Source organism: Bradyrhizobium aeschynomenes, assembly GCF_013178945.1.
Classification (GTDB): Bacteria; Pseudomonadota; Alphaproteobacteria; order Rhizobiales; family Xanthobacteraceae; genus Bradyrhizobium; species Bradyrhizobium aeschynomenes.
Window position 1 is genome coordinate 992,040 of record NZ_JABFDM010000001.1, and the last position, 23,662, is coordinate 1,015,701.

A 23,662-nucleotide genomic window follows, 5' to 3' on the forward strand; every position below is an offset into this window, starting at 1 on the left:
CAAGCTTCGGCTCAGATCGACGCATGAAATGCCGGCCTTTCAGGACTCAAGCCGGTTCGTGCCCGAGACAAGCGATTGCAGACGCCGGTACTGCGCTCTAGTCTCCAGCGCATGACCCTCGCGCTCTCTGCCTTGCAACATTCCCAATTTGTCGCTGCCGGTGCACTCCATTTCCCGGCCGCACTCGATGCAGCCGCCTTGTGCGATCTCACCGCGGCGCTCTCGCCCTACGCGCCCGAGCAGGCCGGCACCCGCCTGAACGGCATCGCCGCGCTATCACCCTTTCTCAGCCAAGATGGCCGGGTTGGCCGCGCCGCTGCCGCCGTCCTCGGCGGCACGGCGCGTCCGGTACGCGCCGTCTATTTCGACAAGACCGCGCAGGCCAACTGGGCCGTGCCGTGGCATCAGGACCGCACCATCGTGGTGCGTGAGCGTACCGAGGTCGCAGGCTTCGGCCCGTGGACCATCAAGGGCGGCCTGCAGCACGTCGCGCCGCCCTACGCGGTGCTCGCGCGCATGGTCACGCTCCGCGTCCATCTCGACGCCGTGCCCGACGGCAACGCACCGCTGCTGATAGCCCCGGGCTCGCACTGCCTCGGCCGCATCGCCGAAGCCGACGTGCCTGCCGTGGTGGCGCGCTGCGGGACGGAAGTGTGCCGCGCCGAGGCCGGTGACATCTGGCTCTACGCCACGCCGATCCTCCACGCTTCCGAGCCTTCCGTGCAGCCCGGCCACCGCCGCGTGCTGCAGGTCGACTTCGCGGCCGATGAGCTGCCGGGTGGACTGGAATGGCTTGGAGTTTGAAGCAACAGAATAGGGCGGATTAGCTCAGCGTAATCCGCCATTGTTCGAGCGGCGAAACGGCGGTTTACGCAGACGCCAACCCGCCCTGCGCGTCGCGGATGAGCGCGTTGCCACTACTTGCCGAGGATCTTCTCCGCTGCCGTGACGATGCTCACCGAGGGATGCTCGGCGCAATAGGTGCCGAACTTCTTGGCGTTCGCGACGAACTCCTCGGTGTCGAACAGCGCTTCGTCCTGGTCGCCCTTGTACCAGCCGTCCAGCCAGATCAGCACCATCTTGATGGTGTCGTCGCCGCTTTCGACGAACTGCTTGCAGCTCATGGTCGAGAGGTCGAGAACGACGGCCGACGCCGGAGCCGACGACAGCATGAAGGCAGCGGCAACCAGCGGGGCAATGAGCGATTTCATGGATCGTCTCCAAAGGGGTGATGAAAAACAATGAACTATGCAGGGCGTTACCAATTCCTTCGCAGACCGACGTGAATCAGACGGCCGAATGCGGAGGAGGAGTGTGGCCAGCACTGGCTGGAGCGCGTCGAGAAGTCAAGGGATGGAGGCCGGCGTGCGACGATCCGACGTGCCCGTCGGGCAAATCACGGTTATCCGAAGCTGGCATGTCAAGGTGTTCTGAAAAACATAAATTGCTTGGCCGCACCCCCAATCAGCTTTATGGTCCGCGCATCCCGTTGCACGGTAGGGGACGGTTCGCGGTCGTCACGGACGTTGGTAGCGGGATGCGGTGGACGCGGGCGGTCGCAGTGCTTCTTGCATGGACGAACGGCTTCTCGCGGACGGTGAAGGCGCGTGGTCCTGATACTCCGACGCTAGTATCAACCCGGCGCTGATGCCTGACGGTGTCGCGCTGGACATGGTGGCCAGAAAGCCGGCGCACCAGGGAGAGCGCGCTATAGCCCGTTAAAACCATCGCGCGGGGAAGGCCGGGTCTGTCCGGCTGGACCTGTGGTGACTGCCGCCTGCTTTTTTTCTGCAGGCGGGCCACGGGCCTCAGCCGAGGCCCGGCCTTCCTCGCGCCCTCCATTGGAGAGGGCGGGACTTGAAGAGCAGAGCTCGGGCGCGGAATGCGTCGCGAGAACGCGGATGCTCATCTGATCGCGACGGGCTGCTTGATGGTGTGGATCGTGATTTTGCCGTTTGCGTCCTTGCGAGCGCAGCGAAGCAATCCAGGGCGGAGCGAAGACTCTGGATTGCTCCAGGCCTCGAGCTTGCCGACATCCTGGTCGCCGAGATCGGCGCGCGAATGCAGTCGATGCTCGCTTCGCTGCGCTCGCAATGACGGAATGTGGGGTAGGACGCGCGCCACAAACTCTTCCGTCNGCGCTCGCAATGACGGAATGTGGGGTAGGACGCGCGCCACAAACTCTTCCGTCGTCCGGCCTTGAGCCGGGACCCATAACCCCAGGGAGGAGTGCGGGGCACCGTGGTGGACCGATCTTACCCAGCCATGATGGCCGGTGGCTATGGGTCCCGGCTCAAGGCCGGGACGACACCGAGTGTGGGGCGGGAGCCCTCACGCCACCAGCACCGCCTCCGCGCCGAGCACCGCGTCGGCGCCGTCGGTGACGGTCTTTTCCAGCGACGGCGCCTGCACCGCGAAGGTCTCGGCGAAGAAGCGGGCGAGCGCGACGTGACGGGCGCCGTCGTTCTCGCTGCGCGCGGCCAGCGCCTCGTTGGCCAGCATGCAGCCGCCGAGCGCCGAGCCGAACAGGCGCAGATAGGGCGTAGCGCCGGCGAGCGCGTCGTTCGGCGCCGTGCCGAGCTTTTCCAGGAGCCAGCGGCTGGAGCGATCGAGCGCGCCCAGCGCGTCGCGCAGCTTCGTGCCGGTGGAGCCGAACGCCGGATCGTTCGAGGCCTCGACGCGGCGGACGATGTCGGTGAGCTCGTCGAGCAGCTTGAACACCGAGGCGCCGCCATTGGCGCCGAGCTTGCGGGTGACGAGGTCAATCGCCTGGATGCCGTTGGTGCCCTCGTAGATCGCGGTGATGCGCGCGTCCCGATAATGCTGCGCAGCGCCGGTCTCCTCGATGAAGCCCATGCCGCCATGGATCTGCACGCCGAGATAGGCGACCTCGTTGCCGATGTCGGTCGAGAATGCCTTCGCGATCGGCGTCAGCAGCGCGCCGCGCGCGGCGGCCTCGGTGCGCACCGCCGGATCTTTCGCGCGCACGGCGACGTCGAGCGCGACGGCCGTGGCGTAGCAGATCGAGCGCGCGGCGGCGGTCAGGACGCGCATCTGCATCAGCATGCGCTTGACGTCGGGATGGGCGATGATCGCGTCCGATCCGGTCGCCTTGCTGCCGACGGCGCGGCCCTGTTTGCGCTCCTGCGCGTAGGCGAGCGCCTGCTGATAGGCGCGATCGGCGACGCCGACGCCTTCCAGGCCGACGCCGAGCCGGGCCTGGTTCATCATCGTGAACATGCAGCGCATGCCGGCATTCTCTTCGCCGATCAGATAGCCGATGGCGCCGCCATTATCGCCCATCGTCATGGTGCAGGTCGGCGAGGCGTGCATGCCGAGCTTGTGCTCGACGCCGGTGGCGTAGATGTCGTTGCGGGCGCCGAGTGAGCCGTCGGCGTTGACGAGAAATTTGGGAATGAGAAACAGGGAAATGCCCTTGGTGCCGGCCGGCGCATCCGGCAGCCGCGCGAGCACGAAATGCACGATGTTGTCGGTCATGTCGTGCTCACCGTAGGTGATGAAGATCTTGCTGCCGCTGATGCGGTAGCTGCCGTCACCGGCGCGCTCGGCGCGGGTGCGGAGCGCACCGACGTCGGAGCCGGCCTGCGGCTCGGTCAGCTGCATCGTGCCGGTCCATTCGCCGGAGATCAGCTTGCCGAGATAGATGTCCTTCAGCTCCTCGCTGCCATGGGCGTCGAGCGCCTCGATGGCCGACAAGGTCAGCAGCGGGCACAGGCCGAAGGCGACGTTCGACGCGCTCCAGATCTCGGTGCAGGCGGCGTTGATCGCAAGCGGCAGGCCCTGGCCGCCATGCGCCTCGGGGCCGGACACTGCGTTCCAGCCGGCCTCGGTCCAGCGCTTGTAGGCATCGGGCCAGCCCGGCGCGGTGGTGACTTGTCTGTCCGCGAGCTTGACGCCGTTCCTGTCGCCGATCTTGTTGAGCGGCGCGAGCACGTCGGTCGCGAACTTGCCGGCTTCCTCGAGCACGGCGGCGGTAATGTCGGGATCGAAATCGCCGTAATGGCCGGCCTCGACCGCCGCCTTCAGCCCGGCGCCATGGTTGAGGGCGAGCAGCATGTCGTTGAGCGGGGCGCGATAGGTCATGGCGTGTCCTCGGGGGGGCTTGGAAAGTCTGCCGGTTTGCCGCCGTCATCCCATGAAACCGGCCGGGTCTCAACTTTTTCGCGCCGTTTCGCGGCAAGCCGCCGCGGCGGCTCCGGCCGGGTGGGATAAGGGCTTGCCAGAATTGACGAATTGGCCGCGGTGGCGGATCACTCGGCCGGCCTGCAAATTTCCTGCGGCGCGGCGGTTGAAATGGACCGGCGCGCTCTGTAGACCACGGTCGCCGATCCGGAATCGCCTGGCGCCCGCGCGCCCGAGCAGTCCGGCCGATCTGATGGGGCGTAGCCAAGCGGTAAGGCAGCGGATTTTGATTCCGCCATTCGGAGGTTCGATCCCTCCCGCCCCAGCCAGGTTTCTCCCGTCTCGTTACATGAGCCGCATGCGTTCGGGCGCATTTGGAAATCCGCCATCCCCCGCATTTGCAAATTCTGGATCGTCGCGCGTGTCGCTGCGCGCGGCGGCCCGTCCGCGCCGGAACCGGGAGCGTGTGCCGGGCGGATAGGCCCGTGCGAGCCGGTTGTGCTCGATCCGGTGCTGCATCATGTCTCTGCGGGTTTGACGGTCATCCTGGCTGAGGACGAGATCCGAGCGCGGCATGGTCGAGCACAGCAGAACAAAGCCGGCTTCGACGTCCTCGGGATACACCGTGAGCGCGCCGGAGCGATCGACGTCGCCCGCCAGAAGGCGCGCGGCGCAGGCGATGCACCAGCCTTGCTCGCAGATGTAGGGACTGTCGATGCCGGCATCGATCATGGCATAGAGCAGATACTCGTCGGCCGAGGCGTCGAAGCTGAAAATGCCATCCGGCCGTTCGAGCCGGACGCGAAACGGCTTGGCGCCGCCTGCATCGGTCTTGGCGGGGAGCTCCGTCATCGTTCACCACCGGCTGTCGGGCAGCGCGACGTCGCCGATGCGGCCGGTCGCGTAGCAATGCGCCGCCGCGACGATGCGTATGGCAATCGCCAGCTCGCTCTCATCGCGCGGCGCGTAGATGATCAGGCTCTGCGGCGGCACGGCGCCCGCCATGTAGCGCGCGAAGGGATGCACCGTCCCCCAGCCCTTCGCCGCAACCTTCTGCGCCCATTCCGGCCGCAGGGTCAGATGCAGCGATGCGTCGGGGCGCACGATCAGCCAGACTGGGGCGAACACGAACGCTTCCGGCTGGCCCATCGCGTGCGCGTCGTCGAGCGCGAAGGCGTGGCCGGCGGCATTCAGGGGCGCGGGGACCTCGTCGACGCCGGCCAGGGTACGCGCGGAGGAGCCAAGTTGCGCGGCGAAACTGGAAGGCGCGCCGTCGTCGAGCTGGTGGCATGGCCAGGTCGGCGCCAATCGCGGGCCGTCGCCGCGACGCGCCGCGAGGCGGCGCAGTCCAGGGGCCATCGCCCAGACCGGGGGAATCCGGCGCAACCTTGGCCTAGCCGAAACTGTCATAATGAACCTGCGTGATCGGAACGTCGGCACTGCGCAGCAGCGCCTTGACGGCGTTCACCATGACCGGCGGTCCGGCGACGTAGAACTCGGCCGCGGCCGGCTCGGCGATCGTCGATGTGATGGCGGCGGTGACGAAGCCGGACGCATGCGGCCAACTCTCCGGCGCGATCTCGACCACAGGCAGATGGCGCGCGTAGGGAATCCGAGCGACCGCCGCCGCCAGCATGTCGCCAGCGGCGAGATCGGCCGGCGTGCGTGCGCCGTAGAGGACATCCACGGGCGCTTCGAAATCGAGCCGCGCCGCGGCTGCCTCGCGCAGCATCGCCAGGATCGGCGCGACACCGGTGCCGCCGGCCACGAACACCTTGCGGCCCGGCTCGCGCCGCAGGGTGCAGGCGCCGAACGGCGCCTCGATGGTGAGGCGTGCGCCGGGCGCCAGTGCCGCGAGCGCGTTGCTGCCACGGCCGCCATCGTAGCGCTTGGCGATGAACTGCAGCAGCCTGCTGCCCGGCAGATTGCTCATCGAATAGCAGCGCCGCAGGCCGACGCCGAGATGCAGGATTGCATACTGGCCCGGCCGGAAGGCGATCGGCTCGGCCGTCTCGAAGCTGAACTGGCGAATTTCCGGCGCGAGATCCTCGACGGCGAGCAGGATCGCCTGTTGCTCGATGCATCGCGGCGCGGGCGCCGACCAGTCGCCCGGGCCGCGCGCAACGATGATATCCGAGATCGCGCGGGACTGGCAGGCGAGGATCCGGTTGCGCCGCGCGTCGCGCGGATTGACGGCCGGCGCGCCGGGAAACATCAACTCGACCTCGCCGTCGACGAGCGTCAGCTTGCACGCCCCGCAACTGCCCCAGCCGCATTCGTAAGCGAGCGAAACGCCCCCACGTCGCGCCGCCTGCAGGATGGAGTCATGATCGGCGGCGTCGATCGCGACACCGTCGGGCTCGATGCGGAGTTGCCGGGTCATGAAAGCCATCCTTTCCGGCTTGGCGGTCGGCGCCACACGCCGACCGCGCCTGCCAACTACAAGCCGCACTCCGCGATCAGCCGCGCCTGGGCGGTCATGGTCCGTTCGAGGATCGCCCGCGCGTTGTCGGCGCCGGGCGCGGCAGACATGGCCTCGCTAAGGCCGCGCGCGGCGCGCTCGCCGAGCGGCATCCATTTGGCGACCCAGTCCCGCAGCAGAGCCGCATGCTCAGGCACCTTGCCGGTCGCGTAGCTTACCAGGGCCTTGGTGGTCTCGACCGCATAGGCCTCGTCGTAGCTGCGGAAGTCGTCGTGCAGCAGCGCCAGCAGGTCATCGTCGTTCGCGCGCGCCAGTTCGGCGATCTCGCGATTGAAGATGTGATCGAAGATCGGCCGCAGCACCAGATTGCGGGAGACGAAGGCCTCCCCCCAATCATAGGCGATCAGCTGCTTCTCGATCAGCTCGCGCAGGCCCTGCCAGTGCGGTGCCTGCGTCCAGATCGCCCGCGCCGTGTCGCCGTCGGCGAGCTCCGGTCGACCGGTGTCGAGCGCGAGCGCCTTGGCCACATAGGCCTGGCGCTGCACCCGGCGCATCTCGTTGCCCATCTGGAAGTAGAAGGTGTTGGTGACGAAGGCCGATGGCGCCATCTGCGCGACATAGGCCGCGCTCATCTGCATCGCATGTCCGGGGAAACGCACCGGCAGATAGGCCTGGCCGAGGAAATCGAGCCATGGCGCCGGCAGCTTGCGATAACTGTCCTGACGCTCGAACTCGTCGATCAGGTTGTCGCAATAGACCTCGCGGTCCTTCTGATCGGTGACGTAGCGCCGATAGGTGTAGGTGAGGGGATCGCGATAGCCCTCCCAATCATCGAGCTTGAGCTTCGAGCCCTCGCGATTCCTGAGATAGAACTGGTTGACCGGCCAGTTTTCCGACAATTCGAACGGCGCCGGCGCGCGGCGGAAATGACTGTGGAACTTGTAGGTGACGGCCTCGTATTCGGACGGCAGCCGGCGTTCGGTCCACAGGCTCCAGGTCTTCTTCTGCTTGCGCGCAGCCGGCTTCGCGGTCATTGCGGTCATGACGTGTCCTCCTGGGATTTATGCTGTGTGGATGGTCCAGACCCACGCGTCGTCCATCGATTCCAGCCGGCCGCCGAACGACACCAGGCTCGGCTCGATCTCGGCGAGCCGGAACGGGCGTCCCAGCGCCGCCTGCATGCTCTTCTGCGTCAGGCGGAAATTTCGGTCGGCCTGGATGCGGACGTAGCCGCCGCGGTCCTCGATGACGATCTCGACGTCAGGATTGTCCTGTTCGCTCGCCGCGATCACGGCGTCGATGATGTCCTCGTCGACGCCGCGGATGACGGGGCCGACCAGTTTCGGTGCTGCTGTCGTGGTCATGAGCTGTGTCCTATGCATCCTGTTCGGTCTTGTGGCGCAGGCGGCGCAGCCGGCCGTCATGGGGCACGCCGACGAGAATGGCTTCGCCGTCCTTCTTCACCTCGTAGCGGAAGAGGCGGCAGTCGCGCGGGTTGAGGCCGCGGCCATCGTCCATGCTGAACTCCCACTCATGCGCCGAGCAGGTGATGGTGCCGGCTTCGAAATCGACCTTGCCGTCGGCCAGCAGGATCTCCTGATGCGGGCACATGCCCTGGAAGCAGCGCAGCTCGCCGCCCGGCAGGTGCACCACGATCACCTCCTCGCCGTCGACCTCGACGCCGATGAAGTCGCCCTCCCACAGGTCGTCCAAGGTGGCGACCTGCCTCCATGTCACGCCGGCATCGTCAGACATAGGCCACCTCGATCCAATCCATCGGCTGGATGCCGGACTGCGCGACCGTCATCGACGAGGGCAGCTCGCGGCCGTTGTAGTAGACGCATTTCGGCGCGCCCTTCTCGGCGACGCGCAGCCCGACAGCGTGCTGCGCAACCTTGTCGGCCACGATGCTCATGTCGTCGCCGTCGTCGACGGGGACGAGCAGGACGACGAAGTCGCCACGGAAATTGGCTTGGAGCGGGAACAGGGCCACGCTTACCTCCCATATTGGTTGATTGCTTTATTGGTTGCTTGTCTGGAGTCGTGTCGGTCAGCTGCGCCGCTCGTGAGCGGCGGCTTCTTGCCGTGCCTGCCGTAGGTGGCGGCCGTGTTACTCTGCCGCGAGGCGGGATGCGCCATTCCAGACGTAGGCCTGGGCGTCGTTGCCGGCGACGTCGGGCGTGATGCCCATATATTGCAGCGCGCCTTCCAGCGTCGGCGGCTGGATGTGGCCGGCCAGGAAGCGGTCGACAATCGAGAGGTGGGTGTCGTAGCGCTCGGGCTGGCTCTTCCACACCCACTCGCAGACCTCGCAGCAGAAGTTCAGCTTGCGGCCGTTATGCGTGGTGATGCGCGGCGCCTTGCCGATGCTCGGGCTGCAGATCGGGATGTGGCAGCAGTTGCAGACGATCGGCAGGGTCGCCGGATAGGTCTTCTCGATCTGGCCGGTGCGCACGTTATCGCCGATCACGTCCCACAGCTTGCCGAAGCGATCGGTCCAGCCGGGATATTTCTGCTCCAGCCAATCGCGCTCGGCGGGAGACACGCCGGCGTCCGGGTTCCACCACACCGTCGGCCGCCAGAACCAGACGCCCATGTGATAGGCGTGATGAACCCAGTCGAGCTCCGGCAGGAAGTGCTCTTCCCAGTACCACGGCACGTTCATGCCGAGGTCCTTGAACTGGTCCATGAACTGCCGGCAGATCCAGTCCTGCATGAACTCCTTGAACGACATCGTCCGGCTTTCCAGCGGCGTGTAGTAGTCCATGGAGATGCCGGTCAGCAGCGCGAACAGTTTCCACGATCGCCAGAACATCTGGTCGACCATTTTTTGCGCCTCGGCCTTCCTGCCGTTGTTGATCATGATCTTCAAGGTCGGCTCGCCCTGCTGCGAATGCCGCGCCTCGTCGGTCTGAATCGAGGAGATCAGCGCGCCGAACTCGATGTCGCCGACATGCAGCGCGTCCGAGGCCATGCCGAGAAACTGCAGGTTGGTGAAGCCGGTCTCGAAGGTGAAGGTCAGCTGGATCGCCGTCGACACCGCGTCATTGGCGGTGAACATGTCATCGAACAGGCTGCGTGCTGCGATCACGCCCCATTCGTTGGTGTGCATCGCCTTGTGCGCCCAGTCGAACTGCGGGTCCTTCGCCAGCAGGCAATAAGGGAAGTAGATCTGCGCCTGGCCGTGGCGGCACTCGTCGAGCGTGCCGAACGTGGCCATGTTACGCCAGGCGGCGGCGCGGCCGAACCGCGCCATGCGCGCCTCGCCGATCGAGGCGAAATATTCCGGAACCGGGATCGCGCCGTAATGCGCCTTGATCGCCGACTTCCAGCCGGCGTCGAGATTGTCGTACAGATTGGAGCGCGCGATCGTCGAGCGGATCGAGTAGATGCCGTCGTCCTTACCAGCCTGGTTGTGAACGTATTCGCGATACGTCAGCTTGTAGGGCTCGTCCCAGCCCCACCATTGCTCGCCATGGATGCCGAAGCTCTTCGAGAGCTCCTCGGGGAAGACCTCGTCTTCGCTGACATAGGAGAAGGCCCAATTCATGTCGCGGGCCGTGTCGTAATAATCCCGCCGCTGCAGCTTCGGCATCGTTGCTCCTCCCGAGCTTGATGGTCGCGTTCGTTCTTCTTCGTTGCGGCCGCTGCGCCGCCCTTGAACGGGCGACCTTCGTGCGGCTCCTGTCGGGCGTACGATCTATTTCTTGGGACTGATCGGTCGTCGCTCGATGTTATGTGACCCAGTGTAGAATGCGTTCTTTGGTTTATCTTTAGGTCATCCTGGACATCCAGCTGTGAATGCAAGAGCAGGCGTGCTGCGGCGTGATTCACGAAATGATGCTGTGCGAGATGTGGGATTGGTGGCGTCGATGATCGACGCAGTCGTATCCAGAAGACGCGTCGACCTGCTCGAGCAACCAGCTCGGAGCGTGTCATAAGCCGATCGTGTGGAGGAGATTGGAAGGCCAGCGCTGCGCTCGGACGATCAGCGGCTGCGGCCGACCACGCGCAGCTTCAGTCCATCGAGCGCGTCGGTGATCGCGATCTGGCACGCCAGGCGGCTCTCCGGCCGTACATCCGTGGCCTCGAATTCGAGGACGTCGGCTTCGATGTCGCCGGCCGGGCCAACGCGATCGATCCAGAGCGCGTCGACGTGGCAATGACAGGTGGCGCAGATGCAGGAGCCGCCGCATTCGCCGATGATGCCATCGACACTGTTGCGCTTGGCCGCCTGCATGGCGCTTTCGTCTCGCTCGGCATCCACCGTCCGCACGGTGCCATCGGGCTCTATGAAGGTGATCCTGGGCATGAGTGGTTGCTGGTCCTAATTGAACTGCCGGCCGCCATCGACGATCAGGGTCTGGCCGGTGATGAAGGTCGCGGCGGGCGAGGCGAAGAACAGTGCGCCGCCGACCATATCGTCGACATCGGCCGCGCGTTTCAGCGCGCCGCGCGAGACGCCGTATTCGGCGGCATTCTCCATCAGGCCGCGGCTGGCCTCGGTGAGCGTGAAGCCGGGCGCGATGACGTTGACAGTGATCCTGTCGTCGCCGAGTTCGCGCGCCAGAGCGCGGGTCATCGCGATCACAGCGCCTTTCGACGACACGTAGTGCAGCCACATCGGCGAGCCGCTCATCACCGTCGCCGAGGACACGTTGACGATCGCGCCGCCGCCGGCGCGTCGCATCAAAGGGGCGGCCGCCTTGCTCATCATCCACACGCCCTTGACGTTGACGCGCATGACGCGGTCCCACTCGGCTTCGGGGATCGCCTCGAAGCCGCGGCGCTCCAGCCCGGCATAGATCGCGGCATTGTTGACGAGAACGTCGGCCCCGCCCATTCGCGCGGCGGCGAATTGTGCCAGCGCTGCGGTGGACGGCTCGCTCGCGACGTCCACCTCGGCGGCATGTGCCTTGCCGCCGCTGTCGCGGATCAGTCGCGCGGTCTCCTCGACCCCGCCGAGGCGGATGTCCGCGGCCACCACCTCCGCGCCTGCGGCGGCGAAGGCCAGGGCGAAGCCGCGCCCGAGCCCGCCGGCGGCGCCGGTGACGATGACGCGCTTGCCGTGCAGCTGGATCGTGCTCATGCGGACACCTCGATGTGCAGCAGATCGGTCATGTAGGCGGATGCCATGCCCTCGGCGATCAGCGCCTGGGCCATGGCGGTGCCGGCGTCGGTCAGCATCGACGGCAGCACGAAGCTCTCGAGCATCGCCAGCGTCTCCTTCGGTGGCGTGTCGAACCAGCCGCCGATCGTCGTGACGCCGTGGCCGGTGAAGCGCCACAGCTTGTCGGCATCCTTCATCAGCGCATCCTCTTGCGAGATCGCTTGTTTGCGGGTGTCATGGCCGTCGATGATCGCAAGGATGGTCTCCACATGAAGGCCGGGGATCGCCAGCCGCCCGAACGCTTCCGCCGCAATCTTCACGCCTTCGATCTCGTGAGCGCGTTGCAGCTCAGGAAATTTCGGATTGGGTCCAACGGCGGCGGCGAGCTGCTCCGGCGGGAACTTCTTCCAGCCGACGTCGTGCATCAGGATCGCGGGCAGCACCACGGACGCGTCAGCCTCGGGATGGATCCGCAACAGCGCCTGGCCGAGCCGATAGGAAATCAGGGTGTGCTCGTCGTTCGAGCGCACGTCCAGCCAGGGCCGCGCTTCCAGCCAGATCGGCAGATCCTGGTCGCGCAGAAAATGCGTCATCGCAGCTCCGCGTCATAGGTGAGATAGATCGTCTTGTATTCGAGATAGTCCTCCACCCCGTAGCGGCCCTTCTCGCGGCCGATTCCGCTTTGCTTGACGCCGCCGAACGGCGCGCGCTGGCTGGAGCGCTGGATGTCATTGACCCAGACCGAGCCGGCTTCGAGGCGTTCGGCCAATGTGAGGCCGGTCGCGAGGTTGCGCGAGAACACGAAGGCGGCGAGGCCATAGACCGTCGCATTCGCCAGCTGTAGCGCCGCCTTGCGATCGTCGAAGGGAGCGACACCGAGCACGGGCCCGAAGGTTTCCTCGGTCATCACGAGAGAGCTCGGATCGGCATCCGCGATGACCGTCGGCGGCAGGAACCAGCCCTTGTCGTAGAGGCCGCCCGTCAGCCTTGCGCCGCCGGTCAGCAGCCTTGCCCCGCGCGAGCGGGCATCGGCAATCTGCCGCTCGCTGTTGCGATAGATCTTCTCGTTGACGAGGGGCCCGAGCGCGCAGGTCGAGGTCAGGCCGTTGCCGACGTCGAGCTGCAGAACCTTGTCGGTGAGTGCATCGAGGAATCTCGCATAGGCGGCCTGCTCGACATAGACGCGATTGACGCGGTAGCAGAACTGTCCGGAATTGGCGAAGGCGTGACGCGCGATCGCCGCTGCCGCCGCACCGATATCGGCGTCGGCGCAGACGATGGCCGGACATTGGCCACCGAGCTCAAGCGTGACGCGCTTCATCGTCCCGGCCGCGGCAGCGGCAATCGCCTTGCCGGCCCGCGTGCCGCCAGTGAAGGCGACCTTGCGCGGGACGGGATGCTCGACCATCTGCATGCCGACATCAGCGCCGCGGCCGGTGACGACGTTGAAGCAGCCGTCGGGATAACCCGCCATCTTGAACAGCTCGGCGAGCCGCAAGGTCGACAGCGGCGTATCCTCGGCGGGCTTGGCGACCACCGTGCAGCCGGCCATCAGCGCCGCGCCGAGCTTGAAGCAGAGCAGTGTCACCGGATAGTTGAACGGCGTGATCGCGATCACCACGCCGATCGGCTCTCGGGTGATGATGATCTTCTCGCCGGCGACACCCGTCAGCGGCATCTCGGCGTGAAGGCGCAGGCCTTCCTCGGCATAGACCTCGAGCAGTTCCGCCGAGCGCTGGATTTCGGCGATGGCGCCCGCCAGCGGACGGCCGAGCTCGCGGGTCACGAGACGGCCGAGCTGCTCGGCGTTCTCGCGCATCAGCCGCGCGGCGGCCTTCTGCAGTCGCGCGCGCTCCGCGACCGGTGTGGCCTTCCAGGCCTGGAACGCCGTCTCGGCCGACCTGATGGCGGCATCCACGTCGGCGCGGCTGGCATCCGGGACGCTGTCGATGGTCTCGCCAGTGGCCGGATCGAGCACGTCGAAGGTTGCGCCGCCCTGGGCTGCTACCCCGCGGCCGTCGATGAACATGTCCATCTCAGCGGCCCCGGGTTCAGATCAGGTCGAGCATCAGCGCGACCCGGGTCTTGGCCAGCGCCTCCTCGGCCATTTGGCGTCCGACCTCGGTCTCGAGCAGAGCGAATTGCGTCGTCAGGCGGGCGGCATATTGATGCGGCGTCATCTTGAACCAGTCGCAGGCGACCGCGACGCCGGTGGTGGTGAAGCGCCACAGCTTGTCGGCATCGCGCACGAGCCGGTCGTTGAGCGAGCGCGGGTAGGGGCGGGTGTCGTGGCCGTCGATGATCTCGCCGACGGCGACGATGACCGGCTCCGGCCACTCGGCCTGCTCCAGCACCTCGCGCGACATGCGGACGCCTTCGCTCTCGTGCAGGAAGCGTACGTCGGACTGCATCATGTTGGGTCCAAAACCCTTCTCGATGATGTCGGTCATGTCGATCGAGTACCAGCCGATGTCGTGCAGGATGATCGCGAGCGAGACGACGTCCTCGTCCGCGTCCGGATAATGCGCCAGCAGCTTGCGCGCGTAGGCGTATGATAAGGGGATGTGCACGTCGTTCTTGCGAGCGCGCATGTACGGCTCGCTGATGCGCCACACCTGATCATAGCGGCTGCCGATTTCGGGCCTGTCGAGCATTGCAATGCCAATCTTGCGGGGAAGGCCGGCGTCGCCGGCCTTCCGTGTTTCGGGGGTCAGGAGAGAACGGTGACTTCGCCGGTCGAGCCGTTGACGCGCAGCATCTGGCCGTTCTTGATCGAGGAGCTGGCGCGCCCCGTGCCGGTGACGGCGGGCAGGCCATATTCGCGGCACACGATCGCGGCGTGAGACATCATGCCGCCGATGTCGGTGACGATCGCGTTGATCTTGCCGAAGATCGGCGCCCAACTCGGCGCGGTCACCGGCGCCACCAGGATTTCGCCCTGCTGGATCTGACCGAGTTCGTCGGCCGAGCGCACCACGCGGGCGCGCCCCTCGACGATGCCGGGCGAGGCCGCCATGCCGGACAGTTTGGTGGTGTTCGCGGCGCCATCGAGCCAGCGGCCGATGCTTTCCGTGGTGATGCCCCAGAGCATGATCGTGAACGGCTCGGTGATGACATCGGGCGGATTGTTGAGCGCGGGCTGCGGCGGCGTCGTCGCCAGCGCCGCGAGGATTGTCTTGCGCCGCTCGATCTCCGGCGGCCAGTAGGTCGGGCCGATTGCCGGGGCGCCGACCGCCCAGCCATTGCCATAGTCGAACAAGGCGTCGCGGACTTCCTGCCGGTTGAGATAGAACAGGTCGTCGGCGTCCTTCCAGAAGCCGGCATCGCGGAAGATCGCGCCGAGCTCGCGCATCTTGCGCCAGAACACGCTCATCGACCAATGTTCTATGTAGAAATTGTGGTTCTCGACATAGGGGAACACGGTCCGGGCGAGCCCGAGCTTGCCCTCGAAGGCGGCGCGCGCGTCGGCATCGAGCATCTCGGCGTATTCGGAGGTGATGCGGTCGCGCTCGCGCGCGATGGCTTCCGTCGGCCGGTCGATCTCCTCGCCACGCTGGACTCGGACGACGTAGTCCCTGATGTAGCCGAGCGGAATGTCGAGATGCTCGATCCAGTATTTGTCGGTCGAGTAGAAGCCGTTGCCCGAGGTGAAGTTGAACCAGGGGTCCTGCGCCTCCTTCCAGGCCTTCAGCCATTCAGCGCCGTTCGATTCACGCCCGACTGCAGCCAAGGCCTCGTCCACCGAGCCACTCTTCAGCGCCTCGGTGACGCCGAGCTTGACCGCGAGCTTGGCGAGCTTCTTCAGCTCGTCATCAGGGCGGAACAGGTCGACCTCGACGCCCTGAACCATCTTGGCGATGGCTTGGTCCGGAATGGTCGGGAATTGCCCCTTCATGAAGCTGAAGAAGTCGAGATAGGCGGCGTAGCCGAGATTCAGGAACTCGAAATGATACTGCCAGGTCTTGTACAGCAGCTGGATCGCGCGATCATAGGTCTCGGTCAGCGCATAGGTGTTGTCGAGGCCGACACCGCCGGTGATCCAGTCGAGCGGCACGGCATCGGGTAGCGGCTCGAAGCTGAGCGCCTCGAGGTCGGCGATGTTGGCGCGGACCTTCTTGTCCCAGTTGGCCAGCAGGCGATCCCAGTTCTGGAAGTAGTAGCCGGCGCGCTCCATGAAATGCGGCACGCGGCCGCCGATCAGCTCGGGCGCAACCGCGACCGGACTCATGTAGCAATAGCCGTTGTGGATGCGGTATTCGACGCCGTTGGCCGGCGGGATCAGATAGTGCCGCGTGTTGTATTGGCCAAGGCACTTCACTGCGAACTCGACGGTGACGGCATCGAACGGCTTGAACGGGGACGGCCAGTGCTGTGAATCGCAGAACCAGAACTTGCCGTCCTCCTTGTCGCGCAGGCTGTTCTGGAACTGCAGATAATAGGGATAGAGCTTCTCCCAGCCCTCGGCGCCCGCGGGCGTCTTCAGGTCATAGGGACTCGGAAATTTCGCGTGCGCCGTCATGATCGTTTCCCCTCGTTGTCTCTATCGCGTTGTCGTGATGCTCAGCGCTTGGCCTGGACCGGAGCGAGCAGTGTCCCCAGCACGCCGGCAATGCCGGTCTCGTAGACCGCCGTCGTCTGCTTCTTCTTCTGGCTCCAGACCGTCTCGGGCCGACTCTGCAGCGCGACCAGATTTTCGTCCTCCGGCAGATCGGCATCGATCGCCCATTCGACGTCCTGCGGGCAGCCCATGCTGCGCTCGAGCGACTTGGCGAGCCGGGCGACGGCAAGCACCTGGGCATTGGTCAGAGAGGGCAGGGTGCGTCGCTCCGGTGCGATGACACGCTCGACGGTGCGCCGCGCCGCGCGATCGGCGACCAGCTCGAAATCCTTCTCGGAGATGCGCTGCTTGATCACCTGCAGCAGCACCTTCTCGACCACGAAATTGTCCGGCGTGATCTCGCCCGAGACCACGGGCTCGCCAAGTCCAAAGGCGGAATCGATCACGATCTTGGTGCGGTCGCCGTTGATCGGATCGAGCGTCATCGCCACGCCGGCCGCGGAGGCATTGACCATCTTCTGAACGCCGACCGACATCAGCACGCCGATCTGGCCGAGCCCGTTCTCGGCGCGGTAGGAGATGGCGCGGGCATTGAACAGGCTGGCCCAGCACGCCTTGACCTTCTCGACCACGGCGTCCTCGCCGACCACCCAGAGATAGGTGTCCTGCTGGCCGGCGAAGCTGGCATCGGGCAGATCCTCGGCCGTCGCCGAGGAGCGCACCGCGACCGGCAGTTGGCCGTCGGGCGACATCCGGCGATAGGCCTCGCGGATCGCCTGCTCGACCACGCCTGGCATCGGCTGGGCGACGATCGCGTGGCGGATCTCGTGCGACAGTTTCTCCTCGTCGTCGACATCGTCGAGCACGATCCGCGACAAGCGCTCGCTGATCGTCGCCTCGAGCCCGTTGCTGTGGAGATGCAGGGCATAGGCGTCGGTCGCGACCGCAAAGCCCGCGGGCACGCGCACCCCTTGCGCGATCATGCGCGCGAGGCTGGCGCATTTGCCGCCGATGCGCGGGAAGTCGGCTTCGCGTGCGGCTTCGAACGGCACGATGAAGGATGCGGCTGCTCTGGCGCCCATGCGTCTATTCCCCACCTTGTGGCCCGGATCTGCTCCGGACTTGTTGTTGATTGTGACATGCGTCCGAGCGACGGACGCGCCGTATCAGGCGACATCCCATTCGATCCGAAGTGCCGTCGGCACGCGAAACGAGATGTTGTGAACGAAGTCGATGGTCTGGTCCGTGGTCAGTCGCAGGCTCGGAAGACGACGTGTCAGCTCGCCCAAGGCAATGGCGAACTCGATGCGGGCGAGCTGCTGGCCGACGCAGGTGTGGATGCCATAGCCGAACGCCAGATGGCTCCGCGCGTCGGAACGCCGGACGTCGAAGCGGGTCGGCGCCGAGAACACGCTTTCGTCGCGGTTGGCGGAGCCGATCAGCAGCAGGATGTTGGAGTCCTTCGGCACCGGCACGCCGCCGATCTCAGCGTCCTTCAGCGCGCGCCGGCGCCAGGCCACGATAGACGGGCTGAAGCGCAGCGTCTCTTCGACGGCGTTTGCAATGAGCTTCGGCTCGGCGATGATGGCTTCCCAGTTCTCACGCCGTTGCAGCAGCTCGCGCATGCCGTTGGCCATCAGGGTCGTCGTGGTCTCGTGGCCGGCGAACAGCGCGCTGTAGAGCACGCCAGCGATCTCCTCGTCGCTGATCTCGGCGCCGTCCTTCTGCAGCCGCACCAGGTCGCCCGGTAGATCGTCGGTCGGATCGTCGTGGCGCTGGCGCACCAGATCGCGGCAGTAGTTCCAGTATTCCACCATGTTGCGCGCGTGCTCGATCTGTTCGTCGTCGCTGAGATCGCCCCAGGTCAGGAGAGCGCGGCTCACCGCCCAGGACTTCACGCGCGGCACGTCCATGTTGGGAATGCCGACGAGCTTGAACAGCACCAGCGCGGGCACGTCATAGGCGAACTCGCGGAAGAAGTCGGCATGGCCGCGATCGGCGAAGGCATCGATCGCCTGGTTGACGATGGCCTTGATCTCCGGCTCGATCGCCCTGAACCGGCGGGGTCCGAAGCAGCCCTGGACGAGCTTGCGGATGCGGGTGTGATCGGGCGGCACGCGGGCCGACAGGCCGGAATAGGCGGTGAAGCCGCCATCGCGCATGATACGCTTGCCTTCCTCGCACATCGGGCGCAGCGGCGCCTGGGCGTTCTCCGAGGAGAAAGTGCGCCAGTCGTCGAACACGGCCTTGATGTCGGCGTGGCGCGCGACGACGTAGTACTTGAGCTCGTCAGAGAAGAAGACCGGCGCCTCGGCGCGTGCCCATTCGTAGAACGGGAACGGATCGCGCATCTCGAACGGATCGAAGTCCTTCGCGGCGTCGTGATAGGGGCATCGCGCCAGCTGAGCAGCCGAACCTGGCATGTCGTCCTCCCATTCGCCGCCCTCGACGGCGGCTTTGTTATGGGCTCACTCTAGGCGGCGGCCTTTGGGTTTTCTTTAGTCCGTAACCCTATGACAAATTGATATAAATCGTCAATTTGGGGGGCGGCTGCCGCGGCGCTCGGTCCGGCCGGAAGGCCGCTGCTCGATCGGTGGCCGGTGGGCGGGCTCAAGCCGTAAGCTTGCGATGCAGCTCCTGGAGCGAGGCGCTCTTCGGCCGGTTGTCGAAATGCTTGAGCGAGTCGAGGTAGAGCTTGAATTGGCGGTCGATCGCCTCGCGTCGTCCTTGCGCCTTGAACACCTGCATCGCCTCGGCATGCGCCATCTCGCACAACGGATCGATCGCGAGCGCCTTCTGGCAATGCGCGAGCGCGGCCGAGTAGTCGCTGCGTTCGAGATAGATCCGCGCCGCGTCGCGCTGCACCTTGAAGAACATGTCGCGCAGCCAATAGCGCTTGCTCCAGCACCAGTCGCGCTCGCCGTCATCGGCATATTCGACCGGAATGTCCTCGAACAGGTCTCCGGTGTAGAGACGATCCGCCGCCTGCAGGCAGATCAGCGCCTCGTCGCTGGCGCCGGCCTTGATGTGTCCCTGGGACTGACGGCACAGCTGCTCGAAGGTCGAAATGTCGAGCCAGCTGCGCTCCGGCGGCACCAGCACGTAGCGCGAGCCCTCGCGCCGGACGTAGTTGCGGCCGCCGTCACGTCCGTCCGACTGGCCGAGCGCCAGCCGAAGATAGCGCACGGTGTGATACAGGCGGTTGCGCGCCGCCTCGATGTCGTCGGCGTTGGGCCAGAGCAGATCGGCGAGCTCGTCGGTGCTGGCGCCGTGGCCGCCCTTCTGCAGCAGAAAGGCGAACAGCGTCTTGGTCTTGCGGGTGGCGCCGCCCGGCGGGTCCCAGTTCACCTGGCTGCCGTCATTGCGATAGATCCGCAGACGGCCGAAGCAGCGAATCTTCCAGCGGTCGCGGCTGTCGAGGTGAACCGCGCCAGGCTCCTCCGCCGATCGGCGCAACAGCCACATCGGGTCGGCGCCCTCGGCGGCATGAAGCGCGGCCGCCGACGTTCCGATCCGCAGCTCCGGCGCGATCGCGCCAAGCCAGAAATCGACTTGCTCGCGCAGCGCGCCGCGTGTCTGCAGCCGCGACGGGAGCCAATGTGGGTTGCTGACCAGTCCGGCGCTGGTGAGGATCTGCGGATGGCCGCGGAGAGCGACGAGCAACTGCTCGTCGATCAGCAGCCGGCGGTTGTAGAGCGAGGCGATCGAGAGCACAGACTGTCGGGTGAGCACCTCCGCAAGCGCCGGCCAGCCCTCGAAATTGGCGGTCGCGGAGTTGGTCTCGAGGCCCCAGCTCATGTCAACGACGAGCACGGCGGGGCCGTGATCACGGGTTGGCGAGACCCACGTCTCGATCTGGGCTGCGACGTCACGGAACGAGATCGGGACCCGAAGCAGCGCCATGTCGACGAAGCTCTTGCCCTCGACGGATCGGATCTTGCTGACGCGCCTCGCAAGCCGCTCGGCGATCGTGATCGCTTTCGCGTCCGCCGCAATCACGAAGATCCGCGAGGGGCGCGCAACGGCGACGTAATGCTTGAAGAAGTCCGCGAAAAGCAGTCTTTGTTGCGTCGCAAAATGGGCGAGGTTGACACAACTGTTCTCAGCCATCGGTACCCACCCGCAACAACCCCTATCGGAGGCGGCAGACTGGAGCCAGTCTAAGAGTGGCCGTTGGAAAGATGCAAGGCCCTGTTTCGCGAGCACTCGTCACGAGCTTGAAGTGGTTCTCTCCGTGGTTTTCGAGCGCCTTGCGGTCTTTGACCCGGGATGACGCCGAGCGTGAGGCAGCTCGTGCGGACGCGGCGTGAGACGAGGGAGCGGCAAGACGTTGAATCTTGCGATGCTCCGCGGCATGGCTCTCGGACCTGCAACCAGACTGTTATGAGCGGCAGGCTGGCGATCGGCTTCTTTGATCTTGCTCTGGTTTCTTCTGCCTTCGATCGCATGTGCGTCGTCGCAAATGGGCTGCGCGCGACGCGAGCTAGTCCTTTGCGCCGCGCGGCCGGAGACCCCCTTCCGGCTTGACGCTACAACGAGCCGGGGATACCAGTCCCGAACTGGAGGAGCCCCGGGGGGGCCCGCTCAGTTGCTGCTACGCCCCGCCTGAAGCGCTCTGCAATCGAGCGTGAGCGAACGCGATGTACCAGTCGAGGCAGCTGGGATTGGCCATCGCGTCACGGTTGATGACCTTGTCGAGCGGCTGTCCGAGCAGAAGCTTCTTGATCGGGAGCTCCTGCTTCTTGCCGGACAGCGTGCGTGGGATCTCGGCCACTGCAAAGATCTCATCAGGCACGAAGCGTCGCGACAGGCCGGCTTCGACCGCCATGTTGATCTTCCGCTTCATCTCCGCGTCGAGCGCGACGCCATCGCGCAGCACCACGAACAGCGGCATGTAGCTGTCGCGGCCGAGATATTCGAGATCGACCACCAGCGAATCGAGGACCTCCGGCAGCGCCTCGATGGCCGAGTACAATTCGCTCGTCCCCATGCGCAAGCCGTGGCGGTTGATGGTGGCGTCGCTGCGGCCATAGATGATGCAGGAGCCGTCCGCATCGACCTTGAGCCAGTCGCCGTGCCGCCAGACCGGCGCGCCGTCGCGGGTCTTGAACGTGTCGAAGTAGCTTGAGAGATAGCGCGCATTCCCGGCGTCGTTCCAGAACCGGAGCGGCATCGAGGGCATCGGCTCGGTGCAGACGAGCTCTCCGACCTCGCCGATCACGGGCTCGCCCTGGTCGTTGAACGCCTCGACGGCCGCGCCGAGCGCGCGGCACTGCATCGTTCCCGGCACCTGCGGTAATTCGCGATTGCCGCAGATGAAGGCGCCGGCGAAGTCGGTGCCGCCCGAAATGTTCGACCACCACATCTGCGCCTGCGCGCGGCTGCCATTGATCTTTGCGAGCTCCGCAAACCGCTGGTCGAACCAGGCTTGCGTATCGGCGCTCAGCGGCGAGCCGGTGGAGCCGAGACAGCGAAGATGCGACAGATCGCCCGCATCGGCCAAATCGATATCCGCCTTCACACAACTCGCGAAGAATGCCGCGCCGGCTCCGAAGAACGTCGAGCGGGAGTTCGCGACGAACCGCCACAGCGTGGTCCAGTCCGGCTTGTCCTTCGGCCCCGCCGGACTGCCGTTGAAGATGCAGCAGGTGGTGCCGTTCAGGAGCGCGCCGACCTGGTTGTTCCACATGATCCAGCCGGTCGAGCTGTACCAGTGATAGCGCTCGCCGAACGAATTGGGCTGGTAGGAGCAGCCGATGTCGTTGTGCAGCCCGAGCAGGGCCAGCGTGACGATGATGATCCCGCCATGACCATGCACGATCGGCTTCGGCAGCCCGGTGGTGCCGCTCGAATAGACGATCCAGAGCGGATGATCGAAGGGCAGCCATTCCGGCTCGAAGGTGTCGATGGCCGGGCCGGTTCTTGCCAGGATATCAGCCAGACGGACGTCCCCGCCAACCGGCGTGCCGCCATCGTCACTGTGCAGAATGACGTGGCCGACCGTCGGCAACGACCGGCGCAACTCCTCGACGACATCGCGCCGATCGTGCCGGCGCCCCGCATAAGTGACGGCATCGCAGGCGATCAGCACCTTGGGCTCGATCTGCTTGAACCGGTCGATCACGGCAGGCGCGGCCATGTCTGGCGCGCAAACGCTCCAGATCGCGCCGATGCTGGCCGCCGCGAGAAACGCGATCATGGCTTCCGGAATATTGGGCAGATAGGCGGCGACCCTGTCGCCGGGCGCGACGCCTTGCTCGCGCAAGTGGAGCGCCAGCGCGGCTGCCTTTCGCCGCAGCTCCGGCCAGGATGTTTCCCTGAGCTTCCCATCCTCGTCACTGCTGATGACCGCGGGCAAGCCCGTGGCCTCGGCCGCTTCGACATGGCGAAACACCTGCCGTGCGTAGTTGACCGAAGCGCCTGGAAACCAGAGGGCTCCCGGCATCGTGCGCTTGGCCAGCACGGAGGAAAAGGCGGTCGGCGACTGCAGGTCGAAATAGTCCCAGATGCTCCGCCAGAAGCCGTCGAGGTCGCGGATGGACCACTGCCGCATCTCCTCGAAGTTCTCGAAGTGGAGGCCGCGATTGTCCCTCAGCCATTGCCGATAGAGAGCCATTTGCGGGACGTAGGGAGCTGTCATCATTCGTTCCGGCTTGTTTGCATCGTACGGCCAGGAGGCGCCAGGGTGGCTCATTTCGATTTTTGCTTCCGCCGCTTGTAGAGTGCGTTGAAGCCTCCGGCCATGAAGGTCACGAACCGCTCGCGGACGGCCACGAAATCGTCGGACTTGCACAGACCGCCGGACAGGCGGTCGATGCGGCCGGTCCGTGACAGGATCAGCGAGTAGGCGCCGGAGGTGAACTGGAAGCTCCAGAACAGGTCCTCGGGCGCGGCGTCGGGCAACGCCTTCTGGAGCAGGCCGATGAGACGCAGCACCATCGGATCGAGATAGGCATCCAACATTTCCACGCCATATCCCGGCGCGTTGGCGACCTGCGCGAAAATGCGGCCGAAGTGCCGCCAATTGTCCTCTTCGTTGACGTAGACGTCGAACGCGCCGTCATAATAGGCGCGCAACGCGCCTTCCACAGTCGGACGATCTCCGACCTTGGCCTCGTAGGCATCCAGCCCGGCCGTGCGCACCGTCACAGCGTATTCCATGCGGCGTTCGAACACGGCATCGAACAATGCCCTCTTGCCCTCGAAGTAATAATGGATCAGCGCGGGATGGATGCCCATCTTGTCGGCGACGTCCTTGATCGTCACGCCGTAATAGCCGAGCTGCGCGAACAGCTCCTCGCTGGTGTCGAGGATCAGCTTCACCGTCGTCGCGCGCTGTTCCGCGCGCGTGCGGCGCCCCTCGGGCTTCGGCTGTGGTGCCATGCTCTCCCTGGTCCCTGATCGGCGCACGCGGCGCGATGCTGCCTCA

22 protein-coding genes and 1 tRNA gene are annotated in these 23,662 nt (G+C 65.7%); 2 read left to right on the forward strand and 21 right to left on the reverse strand.

Annotated features, from left to right (window positions below; all coding sequences use genetic code 11):
- The first annotated feature begins 198 nt into the window (after nt 1-198).
- Nucleotides 199-804 carry a phytanoyl-CoA dioxygenase family protein gene (locus HL666_RS04515; RefSeq protein ID WP_246739969.1) on the forward strand — a complete coding sequence of 202 codons (606 nt, stop codon included), beginning with the start codon at nt 199-201 and terminating at the stop codon, nt 802-804.
- A 113-nt stretch (nt 805-917) separates the two neighbouring features.
- Here the strand turns inward: HL666_RS04515 and HL666_RS04520 are convergent, their stop codons facing one another.
- Both HL666_RS04520 and HL666_RS04525 read right to left on the reverse strand, forming a co-directional pair.
- A complete protein-coding gene (locus HL666_RS04520) occupies nt 918-1,211 on the reverse strand; it encodes an HdeA/HdeB family chaperone (protein ID WP_172180102.1) in 294 nt (97 codons plus the stop codon).
- Between the two features lie 1,120 nt (nt 1,212-2,331).
- Complete coding sequence (locus tag HL666_RS04525; protein WP_172180104.1) at nt 2,332-4,104, reverse strand: acyl-CoA dehydrogenase family protein; 1,773 nt, start codon at nt 4,102-4,104, stop codon at nt 2,332-2,334.
- A 293-nt stretch (nt 4,105-4,397) separates the two neighbouring features.
- Here HL666_RS04525 and HL666_RS04530 point away from each other — a divergent pair.
- Nucleotides 4,398-4,472: transfer RNA gene (locus HL666_RS04530), tRNA-Gln, on the forward strand.
- Between the two features lie 16 nt (nt 4,473-4,488).
- Here the strand turns inward: HL666_RS04530 and HL666_RS04535 are convergent.
- The 19 genes from HL666_RS04535 to HL666_RS04625 form a co-directional block, all read right to left on the reverse strand.
- Complete coding sequence (locus tag HL666_RS04535; protein ID WP_246741447.1) at nt 4,489-4,995, reverse strand: 2Fe-2S iron-sulfur cluster binding domain-containing protein; 507 nt, start codon at nt 4,993-4,995, stop codon at nt 4,489-4,491.
- A gap of 3 nt (nt 4,996-4,998) precedes the next feature.
- On the reverse strand, nt 4,999-5,502 hold the full coding sequence (locus HL666_RS04540) for a luciferase domain-containing protein (protein ID WP_172110646.1): 504 nt from the start codon (nt 5,500-5,502) through the stop codon (nt 4,999-5,001).
- A gap of 34 nt (nt 5,503-5,536) precedes the next feature.
- On the reverse strand, nt 5,537-6,526 hold the full coding sequence (locus HL666_RS04545; RefSeq protein WP_246741448.1) for a 2Fe-2S iron-sulfur cluster-binding protein: 990 nt from the start codon (nt 6,524-6,526) through the stop codon (nt 5,537-5,539).
- 56 nt (nt 6,527-6,582) lie between these two features.
- Nucleotides 6,583-7,608, reverse strand: coding sequence for a ferritin family protein (locus tag HL666_RS04550; RefSeq protein ID WP_172180108.1), 1,026 nt, complete (start codon nt 7,606-7,608; stop codon nt 6,583-6,585).
- Nucleotides 7,609-7,626: 18 nt separating this feature from the next.
- Nucleotides 7,627-7,929, reverse strand: a complete 303-nt coding sequence (locus HL666_RS04555) for an MmoB/DmpM family protein (RefSeq protein ID WP_172110643.1) — start codon at nt 7,927-7,929, stop codon at nt 7,627-7,629.
- 10 nt (nt 7,930-7,939) lie between these two features.
- Nucleotides 7,940-8,320 carry a monooxygenase system ferredoxin subunit gene (locus HL666_RS04560; RefSeq protein WP_172180110.1) on the reverse strand — a complete coding sequence of 127 codons (381 nt, stop codon included), beginning with the start codon at nt 8,318-8,320 and terminating at the stop codon, nt 7,940-7,942.
- Complete coding sequence (locus tag HL666_RS04565) at nt 8,313-8,558, reverse strand: toluene-4-monooxygenase system B family protein (RefSeq protein ID WP_172110641.1); 246 nt, start codon at nt 8,556-8,558, stop codon at nt 8,313-8,315. The genes HL666_RS04560 and HL666_RS04565 overlap by 8 nt, the downstream gene beginning before the upstream one ends.
- Before the next feature lie 117 nt (nt 8,559-8,675).
- Nucleotides 8,676-10,160: an aromatic/alkene/methane monooxygenase hydroxylase/oxygenase subunit alpha gene (locus HL666_RS04570; RefSeq protein WP_172180112.1), complete on the reverse strand. Its 1,485-nt coding sequence runs from the start codon at nt 10,158-10,160 to the stop codon at nt 8,676-8,678.
- A gap of 393 nt (nt 10,161-10,553) precedes the next feature.
- A complete protein-coding gene (locus HL666_RS04575) occupies nt 10,554-10,877 on the reverse strand; it encodes a 2Fe-2S iron-sulfur cluster-binding protein (protein ID WP_172180113.1) in 324 nt (107 codons plus the stop codon).
- Nucleotides 10,878-10,892: 15 nt separating this feature from the next.
- Nucleotides 10,893-11,654, reverse strand: a complete 762-nt coding sequence (locus HL666_RS04580; protein WP_172110638.1) for an SDR family NAD(P)-dependent oxidoreductase — start codon at nt 11,652-11,654, stop codon at nt 10,893-10,895.
- Nucleotides 11,651-12,268 (reverse strand): HD domain-containing protein, encoded by a 618-nt coding sequence (locus HL666_RS04585; RefSeq protein WP_172180114.1) that lies wholly within the window; start codon nt 12,266-12,268, stop codon nt 11,651-11,653. Before HL666_RS04585 ends, HL666_RS04580 begins: the two co-directional genes overlap by 4 nt.
- Nucleotides 12,265-13,710, reverse strand: a complete 1,446-nt coding sequence (locus HL666_RS04590; RefSeq protein ID WP_246741449.1) for an aldehyde dehydrogenase family protein — start codon at nt 13,708-13,710, stop codon at nt 12,265-12,267. The genes HL666_RS04585 and HL666_RS04590 overlap by 4 nt, the downstream gene beginning before the upstream one ends.
- A gap of 16 nt (nt 13,711-13,726) precedes the next feature.
- The gene (locus HL666_RS04595) at nt 13,727-14,329 is read right to left on the reverse strand and encodes an HD domain-containing protein (protein WP_172133271.1); all 603 of its coding nucleotides are present in this window, start codon (nt 14,327-14,329) and stop codon (nt 13,727-13,729) included.
- A 56-nt stretch (nt 14,330-14,385) separates the two neighbouring features.
- Nucleotides 14,386-16,194 (reverse strand): PEP-utilizing enzyme, encoded by a 1,809-nt coding sequence (locus HL666_RS04600; protein WP_172133270.1) that lies wholly within the window; start codon nt 16,192-16,194, stop codon nt 14,386-14,388.
- A gap of 41 nt (nt 16,195-16,235) precedes the next feature.
- On the reverse strand, nt 16,236-17,315 hold the full coding sequence (locus HL666_RS04605; RefSeq protein ID WP_172133269.1) for a PEP/pyruvate-binding domain-containing protein: 1,080 nt from the start codon (nt 17,313-17,315) through the stop codon (nt 16,236-16,238).
- A gap of 84 nt (nt 17,316-17,399) precedes the next feature.
- Nucleotides 17,400-18,656, reverse strand: a complete 1,257-nt coding sequence (locus tag HL666_RS04610) for a cytochrome P450 (protein ID WP_172133268.1) — start codon at nt 18,654-18,656, stop codon at nt 17,400-17,402.
- Nucleotides 18,657-18,843: 187 nt separating this feature from the next.
- Entirely contained in the window at nt 18,844-20,343 is a 1,500-nt protein-coding gene (locus HL666_RS04615) for an AfsR/SARP family transcriptional regulator (protein ID WP_172180116.1), read from the reverse strand.
- Nucleotides 20,344-20,827: 484 nt separating this feature from the next.
- A complete protein-coding gene (locus HL666_RS04620; protein WP_172180117.1) occupies nt 20,828-22,873 on the reverse strand; it encodes an acetoacetate--CoA ligase in 2,046 nt (681 codons plus the stop codon).
- A 50-nt stretch (nt 22,874-22,923) separates the two neighbouring features.
- Nucleotides 22,924-23,616, reverse strand: a complete 693-nt coding sequence (locus tag HL666_RS04625) for a TetR/AcrR family transcriptional regulator (protein WP_172110629.1) — start codon at nt 23,614-23,616, stop codon at nt 22,924-22,926.
- Between the last annotated feature and the right edge of the window lie 46 nt (nt 23,617-23,662).

Excerpts from the sequence above, each read along its gene's own strand:
- HL666_RS04545 (WP_246741448.1), bottom strand. The coding sequence starts at position 6,526 with ATGACCCGGCAACTCCGCATCGAGCCCGACGGTGTCGCGATCGACGCC.
- HL666_RS04550 (WP_172180108.1), bottom strand. The coding sequence starts at position 7,608 with ATGACCGCAATGACCGCGAAGCCGGCTGCGCGCAAGCAGAAGAAGACC.
- HL666_RS04520 (WP_172180102.1), bottom strand. The coding sequence starts at position 1,211 with ATGAAATCGCTCATTGCCCCGCTGGTTGCCGCTGCCTTCATGCTGTCG.
- HL666_RS04590 (WP_246741449.1), bottom strand. The coding sequence starts at position 13,710 with ATGGACATGTTCATCGACGGCCGCGGGGTAGCAGCCCAGGGCGGCGCA.
- HL666_RS04575 (WP_172180113.1), bottom strand. The coding sequence starts at position 10,877 with ATGCCCAGGATCACCTTCATAGAGCCCGATGGCACCGTGCGGACGGTG.
- HL666_RS04605 (WP_172133269.1), bottom strand. The coding sequence starts at position 17,315 with ATGGGCGCCAGAGCAGCCGCATCCTTCATCGTGCCGTTCGAAGCCGCA.
- HL666_RS04540 (WP_172110646.1), bottom strand. The coding sequence starts at position 5,502 with ATGGCCCCTGGACTGCGCCGCCTCGCGGCGCGTCGCGGCGACGGCCCG.
- HL666_RS04600 (WP_172133270.1), bottom strand. The coding sequence starts at position 16,194 with ATGACGGCGCACGCGAAATTTCCGAGTCCCTATGACCTGAAGACGCCC.
- HL666_RS04525 (WP_172180104.1), bottom strand. The coding sequence starts at position 4,104 with ATGACCTATCGCGCCCCGCTCAACGACATGCTGCTCGCCCTCAACCAT.
- HL666_RS04570 (WP_172180112.1), bottom strand. The coding sequence starts at position 10,160 with ATGCCGAAGCTGCAGCGGCGGGATTATTACGACACGGCCCGCGACATG.
- HL666_RS04560 (WP_172180110.1), bottom strand. The coding sequence starts at position 8,320 with ATGTCTGACGATGCCGGCGTGACATGGAGGCAGGTCGCCACCTTGGAC.
- HL666_RS04620 (WP_172180117.1), bottom strand. The coding sequence starts at position 22,873 with ATGACAGCTCCCTACGTCCCGCAAATGGCTCTCTATCGGCAATGGCTG.
- HL666_RS04615 (WP_172180116.1), bottom strand. The coding sequence starts at position 20,343 with ATGGCTGAGAACAGTTGTGTCAACCTCGCCCATTTTGCGACGCAACAA.
- HL666_RS04595 (WP_172133271.1), bottom strand. The coding sequence starts at position 14,329 with ATGCTCGACAGGCCCGAAATCGGCAGCCGCTATGATCAGGTGTGGCGC.
- HL666_RS04555 (WP_172110643.1), bottom strand. The coding sequence starts at position 7,929 with ATGACCACGACAGCAGCACCGAAACTGGTCGGCCCCGTCATCCGCGGC.
- HL666_RS04610 (WP_172133268.1), bottom strand. The coding sequence starts at position 18,656 with ATGCCAGGTTCGGCTGCTCAGCTGGCGCGATGCCCCTATCACGACGCC.
- HL666_RS04535 (WP_246741447.1), bottom strand. The coding sequence starts at position 4,995 with ATGACGGAGCTCCCCGCCAAGACCGATGCAGGCGGCGCCAAGCCGTTT.
- HL666_RS04580 (WP_172110638.1), bottom strand. The coding sequence starts at position 11,654 with ATGAGCACGATCCAGCTGCACGGCAAGCGCGTCATCGTCACCGGCGCC.
- HL666_RS04625 (WP_172110629.1), bottom strand. The coding sequence starts at position 23,616 with ATGGCACCACAGCCGAAGCCCGAGGGGCGCCGCACGCGCGCGGAACAG.
- HL666_RS04585 (WP_172180114.1), bottom strand. The coding sequence starts at position 12,268 with ATGACGCATTTTCTGCGCGACCAGGATCTGCCGATCTGGCTGGAAGCG.